Origin of the sequence: Providencia sp. PROV156 (genome assembly GCF_028480905.1) — a bacterium.
In the GTDB taxonomy this organism is placed as follows: domain Bacteria; phylum Pseudomonadota; class Gammaproteobacteria; order Enterobacterales; family Enterobacteriaceae; genus Providencia; species Providencia hangzhouensis.
The window spans coordinates 33570-49702 of sequence record NZ_JAMPPE010000024.1; the positions used below are offsets into that span (position 1 = coordinate 33570).

Here is a 16133-nt window from a genome sequence, read left to right on the forward strand (position 1 = left end):
TTGAAAGCCCGAAAACTTGGGCTTTCTCGTTATATTTTAAGCTAATAAGTTACATTGAGGCGGCAACCGGCACTGAATAGCATTCGGCTGCACTGCGAACGTAAAGGTATCTCCCGATAATGGCTCACCATCAAGGTTTAAGATCATATCGTGAGGAGATGAGATTTTTACCCATGATAATTGCTTTTCGACCAAGTGCTCGTTTTTATCGTCTGAAAATAGGTTCGCTAAAAATGCGGGTATGACATCCCTTGCAGGAATAATCAGTAAATTTAATGCGCCATCATTAATTAGTGCTTGCGGTGTCAGTTGTTGCCCTCCGCCCGCTTGGCGGCCGTTTCCGACAGCGATGACCAACGTTTCACCTTCCCAACTAAAGTTTTCACCCTCAATGCGGCAAATATCCGTTTTCAGCGTATCAGGGCGCAATAAGCCATTTATCACGTAAGCGGCACCGCCCAATGCTGATTTCAGTGCTTCAGGCGTTTCGGTGGTAATACGCGTCCCAAAGCCGCCAGTCGCCATATTGAGAAAATAATATTGTTTATTGACTTGCGCAATATCAATGGGAACTGCTTTACCTTTTAATGAGAGAGCAAGGGCGGCTTCAATATCCAGTGGAATATTCGCGCTGGTGGCAAAATCATTTGCCGTTCCCATCGGGAGAATTCCTAAAGTAGGGCGAGAGTCACTCGGGAACTTCATCAAGGTACTGGCAACCGCATTCACTGTGCCGTCACCTCCTGCGGCAATGATGGTATCAACGCCGTGTTTTATTGCCTGAGAAATAAAATAATAAGTATCATCCAATTCCCACGGAATACGGACTTGAATTTGATGGCCTTCATTACGTAAGTGAGTAATGGCCTTTCGCAGCTCAGCGTGATTGGCTTGTTTACCATTAAGGATAATCATGGCTGACTGATATTGATTCATATATACCCATCCATTCGGCTTAACATATGGCAAATATTCGTTAAAATGAGTATAAATGGATTTATAAGATATTGATGAGCTTATTTTAGATTTTTTACAGTAATAGCGTTAACAAGAGAAATGAAATAGAAATTGCAGATAAAAGAAATGGCTAGCTCAAGGGAGATTGAGCCAGCCAAGGAGGTGGTTCCTAGTCTTATTTTATGACTTTCTAGTTCTTCGTTTTCAAGAGTGACTATACGATATTGAATAGCCAATTGATGTGATCTGTTGCATAAAATTGGATATTCAGTGCACTTTTCAATGTAAATGTCAATAACGCGAATGATTCTCATATAAGAAAAAGCATATAAAGTGAAATAATATCATATTATAGATAAAAAAAAGCCAAAATATCAAAACGTTAAACGATGAGATTTTGGCTTTTAGCGAACAAACTATTTAAAAAACACGGAGTGGCGGTTAGCCTGCAATTTGCTTTTCTGCCTGAGTTTGGTGAGGTGCGCGGGTCGTTGTTCCTGCTAAGTTACGGATCAACAAACCAAAATTAACATCGACATCCTCAGGGATTGGCAGGTAAACCACATGGCCGTTACCGGGTGCAACATCAATCGCTTCACCTTTGCGGTTTGCTAATGAGTCCAAAGTAAAGACAATATTACCCGCCGGGGTCATCATCTCTAAGCTATCCCCAACACTAAATTTATTTTTTACATCAACCTCAGCCATACCATTGACACGTTTACCTGTGAATTCACCCACAAATTGCTGAGTTTCAGAAACAGAATAGCCATATTCATAGGTTTGGTAGGCATCGTGAGTGTGGCGACGCAAGAAACCTTCAGTGTAACCACGGTGTGCTAACCCTTCTAAAGTAGATAACAACGTTGGGTCAAAGGGTTTTCCTGCGACAGCATCGTCAATCGCACGTCTATAGACTTGTGCAGTACGAGCACAGTAATAAAACGATTTTGTGCGGCCTTCAATTTTTAATGAGTGAACACCCATTTTTGTTAGGTTTTCAACGTGTTCGATTGCACGTAAATCTTTAGAGTTCATGATATAAGTGCCATGTTCGTCTTCAAAGGCCGTCATATATTCGCCTGGACGTTTAGCTTCTTCTATCATAAAGACTTTATCTGTTGGCGCGCCCGCACCTAGGGTTGGTGCCACATTTTGTACAGGGATAGGTTCATGCACATGGACAATATTACCCACATCATCTTCTTTACCTTCTTGTACGTTATATTCCCAGCGGCAAGCATTGGTGCAAGTCCCTTGATTTGGGTCGCGTTTATTAATATAACCGGAAAGTAAACAACGGCCGGAATAGGCCATACAAAGGGCACCATGGACAAAGACTTCAAGCTCGATTTCCGGTACTTGTTGACGAATTTCAGCAATTTCTTCGAGGGATAATTCGCGAGATAAGATCACTCGTGTTAAGCCCATTTGTTTCCAGAACTTCACCGATGCCCAGTTAACTGCATTGGCCTGCACAGATAAATGAATATCCATCTCAGGAAACGCTTCACGAACCATCATAATAAGGCCAGGGTCAGACATGATCAGAGCATCTGGGCCCATTTCAATGACGGGGGTTAAATCACGAATAAAGGTTTTTAATTTTGCATTATGAGGGGCAATATTCACCACCACATAAAACTTTTTACCCAACTCATGGGCTTCCTGAATGCCTTTAGCTAAGTTTTCGTGATTAAATTCGTTATTTCGTACGCGTAAGCTGTAACGAGGCTGTCCTGCATAAACGGCGTCTGCGCCATACGCGAAGGCGTAGCGCATATTTTTTAATGAACCGGCAGGGGACAAAAGCTCTGGTGTAAACATGGTTATTCTCTATCTGATGTCAAGTCAGCACTCACTCATACGAGAGAGTGTTTTTAAGGGATGAGGATTTTACTCCTATTTGATAAAAAAACCAAATATCCCACAAGAATAGTATGTCTATTGATTGCTTAATATTCATCCCAACGGTAGCCGAGGCCATATATTGAACGAATAAAGGTTTTTTCGTTATCGAGGGACTCTAATTTACGGCGTAAATTTTTGACGTGACTATCAATTGTACGGTCCGTTACTACGCGGTGGTCGTCATATAAGATATCCAGTAACTGGTCGCGAGAAAACACCATACCTGCATTATCAGACATAAACTTGAGTAGCCGAAATTCAGCGGGCGTGAGTTCAAGTAACTGTGAGCCATAGCGTACTTGAAATGCATTTTCATCAATAATAAGCTTGGTTTGATTATTGCTATTAGTTTGGCTATTGCTAGTTGTCATATTTGGCTGGCAACGGCGTAAAATCGTTTTGACTCTAGCCACGACTTCTCGCGGGCTAAAAGGCTTACAAATATAGTCGTCAGCCCCAATTTCTAACCCTAATAAACGGTCAATTTCTTCGGTTTTTGCTGTCACCATAATAATGGGAACATCACTGAATTTTCGTAGTTCACGACATACTGAAATGCCGTCCATACCGGGTAACATTAAATCTAATAAAATGAGTGCAGGTTGATGTTGTTTAACATAGTCGATTACTTGGTCACCCCGTGCAATTAATGCGGGTTGATAATTTGCAGCTTGTAAGTAATCGAACAGCAGTTGGCCTAGCTTGGGTTCATCTTCCACAACCAAAATAGGGGTATTACTCTGTTCAGTCATGATCATAAACCTTTGTCTTTTAATTGAATCGGTAAATTAATGGTAATTTTGACACCACCTAATGGTGACGGTGCTGCGGAAATTGTCCCATGGTGAGCCTCAACAATATTATAGCAAATGGCCAACCCTAAACCTGAACCGCCACTGGCGCGATTACGAGAACCTTCGGCACGGTAAAAACGTTCAAATAAATGTTGGCATTGCTCAGCAGTCAGCCCCGGGGCGCTATCTTGCCAAATTATACTGAGCTGGTTGTGGTCTTGTGTGACTTGAATGGCAATTTTACCTTGTGGGTCCGTATAGCGTAAGCTGTTTTCCATTAAGTTATAGAATAACTGAGTGATGCGGTCAGGGTCTGCAAACACGTTGCCTTGTGCAATAAATTGCCGTTCAACTGAAAGTTGTTGGTCTTCTAACCGCCAGCGAGCTTGGCCTATCGCCATTTCAATTAAAGGAATGATATCGGTAAGTTGCATACGGTAGACCAATGAGCCTCTATCCGATAACGAGAGTTGGTGGAGGTCATTAACCAGCTTAATTAAAGTTTGGGTTTCATTCAGTAGGGAATTGATTGTTTCGGGAGTGGCTTGCCGGACGCCATCTTGCACCGCTTCTAATTCGCCTCGCAGAACTGACAACGGCGTGCGGAGCTCATGGGAAATATCCGCCATATAATCACGCCGCATTTGTTCGTTTTTTTCAAGGGTAGAGGCCAGATGGTTAAAATCTTTAGCCAGTTGCCCAAGTTCATCGCGGCCAGACTCAGGAACCCGCGTAGCAAAATCACCATTGGCGAGCCGGTTAGTGCCTTCGAGTAACCGCTTGATGGGTTTCAAAAAACTACGGGCAAGGAACAATGTGGCAATCAGAGCCACAAATAAAGACAGCCCAGCGATGATCCAACTGGTATACATTTGTTTGGTATCAAAACGGCGGTCAAGGGCGCTGCTGATTCCCGTTTCATAGCTGGCAACGAGCCAACCGACGGTTTCGCCATTGCTAGTAACAATAGGCTCACGGAGAACTTTGCTCGGTAGGGGCGTGTCTTGCCCGAAAATTAGCCGGTCTTGTGTATCATAAACCCAAAAAATGGTTCGCCAGCGCTGTCGCATCGGGCCACGATGCTGTTGATGTTCTACAGAGCGCAGAATGCGAAAGAAAATGCGATCATTACCAATCAAAAACCGCCAATTGCCCATTTCTTCATATTGTTCCGCAAGGGCGGAAGAAACCTGCTCAACGCGTTGTTGGTCATTTTCTTTAATATAGTCAATAAAGCCATGTTGAAAACTCATGCGCACGCCTTGGTGCATAATTAGCACTAGCAATAAGCATGTCGCAAAAATAGCTAAAAAAAGCCGAGTACTAACGCTATTTAACCTAAGCTTCATGGTTATTCTCCACAATCTTATGCGTTAATGACTTTTTGCGCTGCCAACGTTGCCTTAAGCTATCAAAACTTAAATACACAACAGGAGTGGTAAATAAAGTCAGCAATTGGCTCATTATTAAGCCACCGACAATGGTGATCCCGAGAGGTTGACGTAGTTCTGCTCCATCACCACTACCTAACATTAACGGTAACGCACCAAAAATGGCGGCGAGTGTCGTCATTAAAATAGGGCGAAAACGTAATAAACTGGCACGGAAAATGGCTTCTTGAGCGGTTAAACCCGCTGTTCTTTGTGCTTGAATAGCAAAATCCACCATAATAATGGCGTTCTTCTTGACGATCCCAATTAATAGCATGATGCCGATTAAAGCGATTAAACTAAATGGTGTGTCAAATAACTCAAGGGCTAATAATGCACCGACACCAGCAGAAGGCAAAGTTGATAAAATTGTCAGTGGGTGAATATAACTTTCATATAGAATCCCAAGGACTAAATAGACAGTCACAATAGCGGCTAAAATCAAAAATAATTGTGATTGCAAAGTTTCTTGGAATATTTGTGCCGTTCCTGCAAAAGACCCTCGCACTGTAGATGGCACGCCAAGCGCAGTCATGGTTTTTTCTATTTCGACGATGGCATCATTTAAGGTATAACCGTCAGCGACATTAAATGCGATAGTGGATGAAGCTGATAGCCCCTGGTGGTTCACGCTTAATGGCGCATTCGCCGGCTGCCAACGAGCAAAATAAGACAGCGGGATAGCATCGCCATCTTTATTGATAACAAACATTTTGTCGAGGGAACTGACATCTTGCGTATATTCAGGGGCAACTTCCATCACCACTTTATATTGGTTCATCGCTTCATAAATAGTGGAAACTTGGCGTTGACCAAATGCATTGTTAAGCAAACTGTTAGCTTCACGGACATCGATACCTAGCTGGGCCATTAAGTCCCTATCGTAGGTGATCGCCATTTCTGCGCCTTTGTCTTCCTTATCTGAGTTCACATCTGTCAGCTGTGGCAATTCACCGAGTGCTTTACGAATGGCGGGTTCCCAGTCACGCAATGCAGAAAGCTCATCCGCAAGCAGTGTAAACTGATAGCTGGCATTGGCTTGTCGACCTCCCACTCGAATATCTTGTACTGGCATCATAAACAGGTTAGCCCCTGGCTCATTGGCTAATTTCATGCGTAACCGATTAATGACTTCAGCTGAACTTTCAGTACGTTCACCCAGTGGTTTTAATGAGATATACATAAAACCGCTGTTTACTCGGCTACCACCAGTAAAACCAGTGACATTATCCGTTGCTGGGTCGGCTTTAACTTGCTGCATAAAACGGGTCATTTTTTCTTTCATTGATTGGAATGAAATACTTTGGTCTGCGCGAACAAAGCCCAGCACACGGCCGGTATCTTGTTCAGGAAAGAAAGTTTTCGGAACGGTAATATACAGATAAACGTTTAAGCCGATTGTGGCAAATAGCACCGCGAGAACACTACGGCGATGTTCGAGTACCCATTTTAAAGCGACGCCATAACTTTCTTGCAAGCGCAGCAACACACGTCCAAACCCGCGATGTTTGGCTTTGACGTTGCGAGGGCGTTTCTTCAGTAAGTAGGCACACATCATAGGGGTGAGCGTTAATGAGATCACCAAAGAAATACCAATAGCGGTTGCAAGGGTAATGGCAAATTCGCGGAATAAACGGCCGACCAGTCCATCCATAAGCAGTAGCGGAATAAAAACAGCCACTAAGGAAATACTCATGGAAACGACGGTAAAGCCGACTTCATGCACGCCTTTAACCGCCGCAATAAACGGTTTTTTACCATTTTCGATATGACGCGAGATATTTTCTAATACGACAATGGCATCATCAACCACAAAGCCCGTCGCAACCGTTAATGCCATCAATGACAAGTTATTTAAACTAAAGCCACATAAATACATGGCCGTAAAAGTCCCAATCAATGAGACAGGGACAGCAACGGCAGGGATCAAAGTAGCGCGACCTGAACGTAAGAACAGCAGCACCACGAGGATCACCAAGGCAACGGCAATCAGTAGAGCACGTTCCACTTCGGCTAGAGACGCGCGGATGGTCGGTGTTCTGTCTTGTGCCACTTTTAAATCAATAGCGGCAGGGATCATGTCATTGAATTCAGGCAATTCAGCACGAATACGGTTCACTGTTTCAATAATATTGGCGCCAGCTTCACGACGAATGACAATCAAAATAGCCGGTTTACCGTCTGCCATACCGGCAGCGCGTATGTTTTCAATGGAATCTTTAACATTGGCGACATCGCTGAGCTTTACAGCATTGCCTTGGCTGTAATGAACAATAATTGGCCGATAATCGGCTGCTTTTTTTAACTCATCATTAGTCTGTACTTGATAACGTTTTTCGTCATCATTGATATAGCCTTGCGGTTGGCGAACGTTAGCACTACTAATGGCTGAGCGCACGGCATCAAGGGAAACCCCTTGGTTAAATAGGGCGGTTGGGTTGAGTTCAACCCGTACGGCAGGGAGCGATCCGCCACCAACTGAAACTTCACTAACCCCTTCAATTTGCGCAATTCGCTGGGCTAAACGGGTAGATGCAATATCATAAATTTCGCCAGTACCCATGGTCTCTGAGGTCATGGTTAAAATCATAATTGGCGCATCAGACGGGTTAGACTTGTAATAACGTGGACGGCTTGGCATACCGCTGGGCAGCAGGTTTTGCGCCGCATTAATCGCAGCTTGCACTTCCCGAGCCGCGTTATTAATGTCTTTGTCGAGATTAAACTCAAGGGTAATAGTGGTTCGCCCAAGCGCACTGCTTGAGGTCATTTCGCTGATCCCAGCAATACTGCCTAAAGAGCGTTCAAGAGGTGTCGCAACGGAGGACGCCATGGTTTCGGGTGACGCCCCAGGAAGTGACGCTGTCACGTTGATCACAGGGTAATCTACTTGAGGCAACGGAGAAACCGGTAAAAATAGAAAGCTCAGGGCACCACACAAAGTAATCGCAACGCTAATCAGCGTCGTTGCTACCGGGCGGCTAATAAATAGAGCAAAGAAGCGCTTCATTATGACACCTGTGCCTTCTTCGCTTGGCGACGGTCTTTAAAATAATGAGAAAGACGGTCGAACAATAAGTAAATAACCGGTGTGGTAAATAAGGTGAGGATTTGGCTCATAATTAAGCCACCAACCATACAAATTCCTAATGGTTGGCGTAATTCTGCACCGACACCTGTACTTAGCATTAATGGCAAGGCTCCTAGTAATGCCGCCATGGTGGTCATTAAAATTGGGCGAAAACGCAGTAGGCAAGCTTGGTAGATGGCATCATAAGGGGACATTCCCTGTTCACGCTCTGCAGCAAGGGCAAAGTCAATCATCATAATGGCGTTCTTTTTCACGATACCAATTAATAAGATGATGCCGATGACTGCAATAACATCAAGGTCTTTCCCTGCCATCATTAAAGCAAGTAATGCGCCAACCCCCGCAGTCGGTAAGGTGGATAAAATCGTAATCGGGTGGATAAAGCTCTCATATAAAATGCCTAATACGATATACATCGCCACAATTGCGGCTGCAATTAACCAGATAGTGCTGCTTAGTGCAGCTTCAAAGGCTAAAGTCGCCCCTTGAAATTGTGTGGTAATGGATTTTGGCATAGCAATTTGTGACTCGGCCAATTTCACGGCATTGACGGCTGACTCAAGCGAAGCGCCATTCGCCACATTAAACGAGAATGTCACCGCGGGAAATTGGTCGAGGTGATTAATGGCTAATGGCCCATTACCTTCTTGAATATTTACCAAAGTGCTTAGTGGCACAATGGCTCCATCAGTGCCTTTTAGACGAATATCATTCAGCGCATCCATACCATCACGTGTCTGTGTGTCATGTTCTAATATCACACGATATTGATTTGACTGTGTGTATATGGTCGAAACCATTCGCTGCCCAAATGCATTATATAAAGCGTTATCAATGGCTGACATTGTGATACCAAAACGGCTTGCGGTATCACGGTTAACATTCACATAAGCAACTAACCCTTTATTTTGCCAGTCACTACTGACATCGGTGAGTTCAGGTTGTTGCTCTAGGGCATCTAACAAGCGTGGAACCCAAGTGGTTAATTCCTCTAGTGAACCGGCCTGTAACGTAAATTGATACTGTGTGCGTGCAACTTGCGTATCGATGGTGAGATCTTGCATAGGCTGCAGATATAAATTCACCCCAGCAATGTTATCCACGGATTGCTGTAGACGATCAATAATCGCCACCACTCTATCTTCACGCTCATCAAGGGGCTTTAAGGTAATTTGGAGACGCGCATTGTTTAATGTTGGGTTGCTACCATCAACCCCCACATAAGTGGTGACATTATCAACCGCAGGGTCTGCCAATAATTTTGACGCGACTTCCTGTTGCTTTTGCGCCATGGCCGCAAAAGAAATAGATTGACGGCTTTCAATTGAACCCTGAATAATTCCACTGTCTTGCAACGGGAAAAACCCTTTTGGGATCCACATATACAGCAAAACAGTCAGCACCATGGTGCCTAGCGCCACAGAAAGCGTTAACCATTGGTGATTAAGAATACGTTTTAACCAAATTGCGTATCCAGCAACCATGCGGTCAAAGAAACGCTCACACGCTAGTTCAAAACGGTTATGTTTATGTTGCGACTCTGGTTTTAATAAACGCGCACACATCATTGGCGTTAACGTCAAAGAGACGACAGCGGAGATCAAAATAGCCACGGCTAGGGTAATGGCAAATTCGCGGAATAACCGGCCGACAATATCCCCCATAAATAACAGCGGGATTAATACTGCAACTAAAGAAAAGGTGAGGGAGATAATGGTAAACCCGATTTCACCCGCCCCTTTGAGTGCAGCGACCAGAGGCTTATCGCCTTTTTCTAAGTAGCGGGAAATATTTTCAATCACCACTATTGCATCATCGACCACAAAACCTGTGGCGATGGTTAATGCCATTAGGGTGAGGTTATTGACAGAAAAACCACAAAAATACATGACTGCAAAGGTACCAACGAGCGACAGCGGCACGGCAATGCCCGGTATTAAGGTGGCAATTCCATTGCGTAAAAACAAATAAATCACCATCACCACGAGGGCGATGGCTAGCATTAACTCAAACTGTACATCATTAACGGACGCTCGAATAGTACTGGTTCTATCGGTTAAAATATCGACATTAACCGATTTAGGTAAGCTTTCAATTAATTCAGGTAACAGCGTACGAATGGTATCTGTGGTTTCAATGACGTTAGCACCGGGCTGCCGCTGCACATTGATCACAATCGCCTGTTCATTATTTGCCCATGCCCCTAAATAGGCATTTTCGGCACCTTGTGCAATCGTTGCAATGTCGCCTAAACGTACAGGCGCACCATTTTGGAAGGCCACAATAAGCTGACGATAGTCGTCAAGTGACTTCATTTGGTCGTTAGCAGAAAGCGTCACTGCTCGCGTTGGCCCATCGAAACTCCCTTTTGCGGAGTTGACGTTAGCATTGTTGATGGCTAGGCGGATGGTTTCGCTATCCAGCCCTTTGGCTGCCATGGCTTGTGGGTTTAAATTCACGCGAACAGCAGGGCGTTGACCACCGGCTAAGGTGACTAAACCCACTCCATTAACTTGGGATATTTTCTGGGCAATTCGCGTTTCAATAATATCCTGTACCTGCGTTAATGGCATCGCATCAGAGGTGACCGCTAAGGTGAGTACAGGCGGGTCAGCAGGGTTTACCTTATTATAAATCGGAGGATAGGGTAAATCCGAAGGCAGTAAGCTACTGGCGGAATTAATCGCTGCTTGGACTTCTTGTTCGGCAACCTCTAGAGGCAACGTTAATTGGAACATCAGTGTTATAACTGATGCTCCTCCTGAACTTTGCGATGACATCTGTTTAAGACCCGACATTTGCCCAAACTGGGTTTCCAAAGGCGCAGTCACTGCAGAGGTCATCACATCGGGGCTGGCTCCCGGGTAAAGGGTAACAACTTGAATCGTCGGATAATCGACTTCGGGCAGGGCTGAAACAGGTAAGAAGCGATAGCCGATGATCCCTGCAAGTAATATAGCCACCATGAATAATGTGGTAGCCACAGGGCGCAAAATAAATAAACGAGAAGGCCCACCGCCTTTTAACATTTCAGGCTGCATTACGCTTTCTCCGCGCTATTGGCTTTACCTTTGCGGGGCTCTTTTTTGGCGATGCTTTCAGCGGTAACGACTTCGACAGTTGTGCCATCGGTGAGTTTATCAACACCATCGGTGATGACTTTGGTATTTGCTGCGAGCCCACTTTCAATAACGACTTGTTGGCTATCTTGCATCCCCACGGTCACATTGTGTTTGCTGACTTTATTATCATCACTCAATACCCAAACATAGTGACCTTCATTGCCCATTTGCAGTGCAGCGGTTGGGATCACCACGGCATTTTGCAGCGTTTCAACTTGCATTTTTACGTTAACAAATTGATTAGGAAAAAGTTTTTCTTCTTCATTGGTAAAGCGCGCTTTTATTTTAAGAGTGCCGGTCGCAGCATCAATTTGGTTATCAGTACTGAGTAGCTCACCGCTTGCGATTAGCGCGATATTGTTTCTGTCCCAAGCTTCAATCAATACTTTTTCACCGGAAGATTGTGCTTGCTGGATCGCGGGAATATCACCTTCAGGTAAAGCAAACAAGACATCTGCGGGTTGAGTTTGTGTGATAACAACAAGAGGGGTTGAGGTTCCTGAAGAGATAAAGTTTCCGACATCAACTTGTTTTAAACCAACCCGCCCTGAGATGGGGGCAGTAATTTTACTGTAGGTTAATTGCAGTTTGGCATTATCAACAGCCGCTTGGTCGACTTTAATACTGCCTTGTGCCTGTAATACCGCCGCTTTTTGGTTATCTAGCTCTTGTTGTGAAATCACTTTAGTGCCAGCAAGCTTTTGATAACGCGCTAAATCTAATTGCGCATTAGCTAACGTTGCTTTGTCTTTAGCTAATTGCCCCTCAGCTTGTGATAGCTGAACTTCAAATGGGCGAGGGTCAATCTGTGCCAATAAATCTCCCTTATTGACATATTGCCCTTCGGTAAAATACAGCTGCATTAACTGGCCTTCAACACGGCTGGTTACAGTGACAACATTTGCCGCTTGCACCGTGCCTAAGCCTGATAAAAATCGCGGAACGACTTTTTGTTCAGCAACGGCAAACTGCACAGGGGCTAACACACGTGGTGGGCGGCCCATCGCGCTTCGCTGTGAGTTTGGTTTTGCTACGGTACCAGTAGATTGTGTATCTGATTGTTTTTCTTGATGATAAAAGTACCAAGAAACGCCAGCTACCGCAATAATGGCAATAAAAATGGCAGAGCGAATAAAAGGTTTACGTTGTTTTTGTTTATTCATTTTGGGTAATTCGCTTAACTCAAAAAAAGTGGATGAGATCCGTCAGGCTGTATACTAAAAAACTAACAAAAAAGAGTCAGTTAGACATATTAGTAGTTTAACGTGATAGGTACAAAGAAAAATGGAGGAAATATGAATAAGTGTCAATTTCTGTACTTGTATACTTCAGTGCTTGTAAAGGGGGAGAGCGGGGGAATAATTTTGTATCAATTAAGATTGCCCCCTGAGTAAATAGGGGGCAATCGATTTTATAAACTAGAAGCTTTTAATACCGCAGATTTTTCGTTTGAAGACTCTGAATTGACAGTCCAACCTTTCCAAGATAGAGGAATGAAGGCTACAGCAACCGCTAATAATGAGACGCCAGCGACATAATAGGCAGGTGCCATGTGAGATTGCTGCAACCAAGCACCAGTTAATATTGGTGTTAAACCACCAAAAATTGCATAAGCCACATTGTAAGCGAATGACAGACCAGAATAGCGAATTTCAGGTGGAAATGCGCGTGTACTGATAATAGGAGTGGTTGCAATCGCACCAACAAAGAAGCCCATCAAGCCATAGTTAAAAATCAACGTACTCGCCGCAATATCACTGGATAATGACGAATAGAAGTAAATTGCCGTTACGGCTAATCCACCCCATGATAAAGTCATTGAGGTACGTGTTCCGGTTTTATCGCCTAACCAGCCCCAGAAGATACAGCCTAATGTTAAGGTCAATGTCGCCGCACAGTTGGCTTGCAATGCCACATTCCTATCAATGTTATAGATCCCTTTTAACACCACATCTGGTGTCATCAAAATGGTGACAACGATAGCGGTTGATAATGACCACGTCAGTGCCGCAGTGATCATACAAGCTTGTTTATGAGACTTAATGACGGTTTTGACGGGTAATTCTTGTGACAAGGCCTTTTTGGCTGCCAGTTCTTTAAATATCGGGGTTTCTTGTAAAAAACGACGTAAATACACAGAGATAAACCCAAAAACACCACCAAGAATAAAGGGAATACGCCATGCAAAATCATGAATTTCAGTTGTGGTATAAGAGCGCTCAATAATAATTGCGACGATAGAGCCTAATAAAATACCACCGGTGATCCCAGAAGTCAGTGTACCGACACCTAAGCCATAACGTTGTTTTGGTGTATGTTCTGCAATAAATACCCATGCACCTGGCATTTCACCACCAATCGCGGCACCTTGCATAATACGCATTAACAGCAGTAATAATGGAGCAGCAGCACCAATAGTTTCAAAAGTAGGTAAGAAACCAATAACAAATGTTGGGAATGCCATTAAGAAAATACTGAGGGTAAACATTTTCTTGCGGCCAATTTTATCCCCGAAATGAGCCATGATAATGCCACCAAGAGGGCGAGCAAGGTAACCGGCTGCAAATAGACCCAGTGTTGCCATTAGCGCGAGAAATTCGTTATCCCCTGGGAAAAATAGTTGGGAAATAATTTTTGCGTAAAAAACAAAGATAACGAAGTCATAAAACTCAAGAGTTCCCCCTAAAGAGGATAAGCCTAATGTTTTATAGTCTTCTTTGCCCAAAGGTCTCGCAGAGGGCTGGCTGGCGGTTTGCGGTGTCATTATAGTTTCCTTCTAACTACCTGTAATACTAAATTGCATAAATTCAAAATAATAAGCATTGACTCATAATAATGAGCTAATCATTTTTATTGGTGCAGATAAGAGGTATAAAACGTTGGATGGGTATAACTTAGTTTAATACACAGTATCTTTCTTGCATGAGTATATTTATAGCAGGAAATTCTATATTCTGTAAACCTCAACCCTAAAAACAAGAATGACATTCCAATTAGTTTTGATTTGTTAGCGTATTGATTTGGTGTGATGATAAATAACCTTATATGATGTTAATAATATGAATTTTGCAGAATATCGTATATTTAAATTAGTGAGTTATAGCGTTAATTATATTTAATTTAATAAATTCTTACTGAATTATGGTAAGTAAATATTACCTAGATATTATTCGTTATAATTAACTTTATTAATCTAGATAAACTAAATAACTATAAAATCATTTAATTAATAGATAAATAAAAGGGTTGTTTGCGGGATTTTGGTTTTTTAGCTGGGCTTTGCTGTCGGAGGGAGTGTTTTGTAAATTGCACGCGCCTAATCTAAGAGTAGGACGCGTGCAAAGCGAATTTAAACGAGGAATAGAGTGGCTAAGCCAAGGAAAATAAAGAAACCGCCTGTATCTGTGATAGCGGTGATCATCACGCTAGAACCGATAGCAGGGTCCTTGCCCAGTTTTAGCATAATGAGTGGAATAACCACGCCCATAATAGCCGCCATTAGTAGGTTCAAGATCATCGCTAATGTCATGACTGCACCCATAGCGATATCGCCATAAAGGAAGTAAGTGACGACACCCATAATTCCTCCCCATACAACCCCATTAATAAAGGCGACACCAAGCTCCCTTAACATTAAGAAAGAGAAACTATTGTTTTGTATCTGGTGCAGGGCAATGGCACGAACAATCATGGTAATGGTTTGGTTTCCCGTATTACCGCCAATTCCTGCCACAATAGGCATTAATGTGGCAAGGGCGACTAATTGGGAAATCGTATCTTCAAAAACCCCAATAACACGAGAAGCCACAAAAGCGGTACATAGGTTAATGGCTAGCCATGTCCAACGGGTTTTAACGGCTTGGCCGACAGGGGCGAAAACGTCTTCTTCAGGGCTTAACCCCCCCATACGACGAATACTGTTATCGTTTTCTTCACTAATGTTATCAACGATATCTTCAACCGTCAGGCGGCCCATTAGTAGGCCGTTGTTATCAACAACAGCCGCAGAAATTAAGTCATAACGTTCGAACGCACTCGCTGCGTCTTCGCCTTTTTCATCAGGCAAGAAGGTCACTGTGTCAGTCTTCATGACATCGGCCACTATTTTTTCAGGGGATTGCGTTAAAATAGTGGTTAGAGGTAATTCACCTTGTAAATAATTACTGTTATCGACAACGAAAATTTTGTCGGTCGCTTCTGGGATCTTGCCCCGTTGGCGTAAATAACGTTGAACCGTTTTTAGCGTCACATTTGGGCGTACGGTGACGAATTCAAAATCCATCATTTGGCCGACGCTATCTTTCGCATATTGTAAAACTTCGCGAATACGGCTTCGCAGGCTAGGTTCTAAATAGGTGAGGAGCCGACGCATGGTGTCACGAGGTAAATGCTCAGCAATATAGGCTTGTTCGTCAACATGCAAGTTGGCAACGGCGCGCAGTAGTTCTCTGTCAGACATATCCTTAATTAGGCTATCCCAAACAGAAACCGAGGCCTCAACTAACACTTCACCACGTTCGTTATTATCAACAAGACGCCATAACGCGAGACGCTCATCATAAGGGAGCATTTCTAAGATATCGGCGATATCCGCAGTGTGTAAATCAAGTAGCAATTCTTTTACAAGACTAATTTTTTCACTAATTGCTTTGTCATCAATACTGACGTGTTGATCATTTTCAACAAGCGCATGGACGAACTCTTCGTCATCTAAAAATAGCGTCAGGATTTGCTGGCGAATATGTGCCAGTTTTTGAGAGTGCGGGTTGACTGTTGGCGCCGCATCGGTTGAGAAAGCAGATTGTGACATTTTAATCCTTAAAGCAAT

General features: G+C 43.5%; 8 protein-coding genes and 1 pseudogene. All 9 read right to left on the reverse strand.

The annotated features are described in order from the left end of the window. Positions 1-36: 36 nt before the first annotated feature. A complete protein-coding gene (gene yegS / locus PSF31_RS16420; RefSeq protein ID WP_096863891.1) occupies positions 37-936 on the reverse strand; it encodes a lipid kinase YegS in 900 nt (299 codons plus the stop codon). A gap of 462 nt (positions 937-1398) precedes the next feature. Beyond that, positions 1399-2784, reverse strand: coding sequence for a prephenate-dependent tRNA uridine(34) hydroxylase TrhP (gene trhP / locus PSF31_RS16425; protein WP_004253511.1), 1386 nt, complete (start codon positions 2782-2784; stop codon positions 1399-1401). 128 nt (positions 2785-2912) lie between these two features. After that, complete coding sequence (gene baeR / locus PSF31_RS16430) at positions 2913-3620, reverse strand: two-component system response regulator BaeR (protein WP_172767103.1); 708 nt, start codon at positions 3618-3620, stop codon at positions 2913-2915. A gap of 2 nt (positions 3621-3622) precedes the next feature. Then, positions 3623-5011 (reverse strand): two-component system sensor histidine kinase BaeS, encoded by a 1389-nt coding sequence (gene baeS / locus PSF31_RS16435; RefSeq protein ID WP_094960476.1) that lies wholly within the window; start codon positions 5009-5011, stop codon positions 3623-3625. After that, the gene (mdtC, locus tag PSF31_RS16440) at positions 5001-8102 is read right to left on the reverse strand and encodes a multidrug efflux RND transporter permease subunit MdtC (protein WP_096863892.1); all 3102 of its coding nucleotides are present in this window, start codon (positions 8100-8102) and stop codon (positions 5001-5003) included. Before mdtC ends, baeS begins: the two co-directional genes overlap by 11 nt. Continuing rightward, positions 8102-11224: an MdtB/MuxB family multidrug efflux RND transporter permease subunit gene (locus PSF31_RS16445; protein ID WP_096863893.1), complete on the reverse strand. Its 3123-nt coding sequence runs from the start codon at positions 11222-11224 to the stop codon at positions 8102-8104. The genes mdtC and PSF31_RS16445 overlap by 1 nt, the downstream gene beginning before the upstream one ends. After that, positions 11224-12468: an MdtA/MuxA family multidrug efflux RND transporter periplasmic adaptor subunit gene (locus PSF31_RS16450; protein WP_094960479.1), complete on the reverse strand. Its 1245-nt coding sequence runs from the start codon at positions 12466-12468 to the stop codon at positions 11224-11226. The genes PSF31_RS16445 and PSF31_RS16450 overlap by 1 nt, the downstream gene beginning before the upstream one ends. Before the next feature lie 248 nt (positions 12469-12716). After that, a complete protein-coding gene (locus tag PSF31_RS16455) occupies positions 12717-14069 on the reverse strand; it encodes an MFS transporter (protein WP_004253528.1) in 1353 nt (450 codons plus the stop codon). Positions 14070-14654: 585 nt separating this feature from the next. Further along, a pseudogene (gene mgtE / locus PSF31_RS16460) lies at positions 14655-15941 on the reverse strand (magnesium transporter); the annotation flags it as partial. Between the last annotated feature and the right edge of the window lie 192 nt (positions 15942-16133).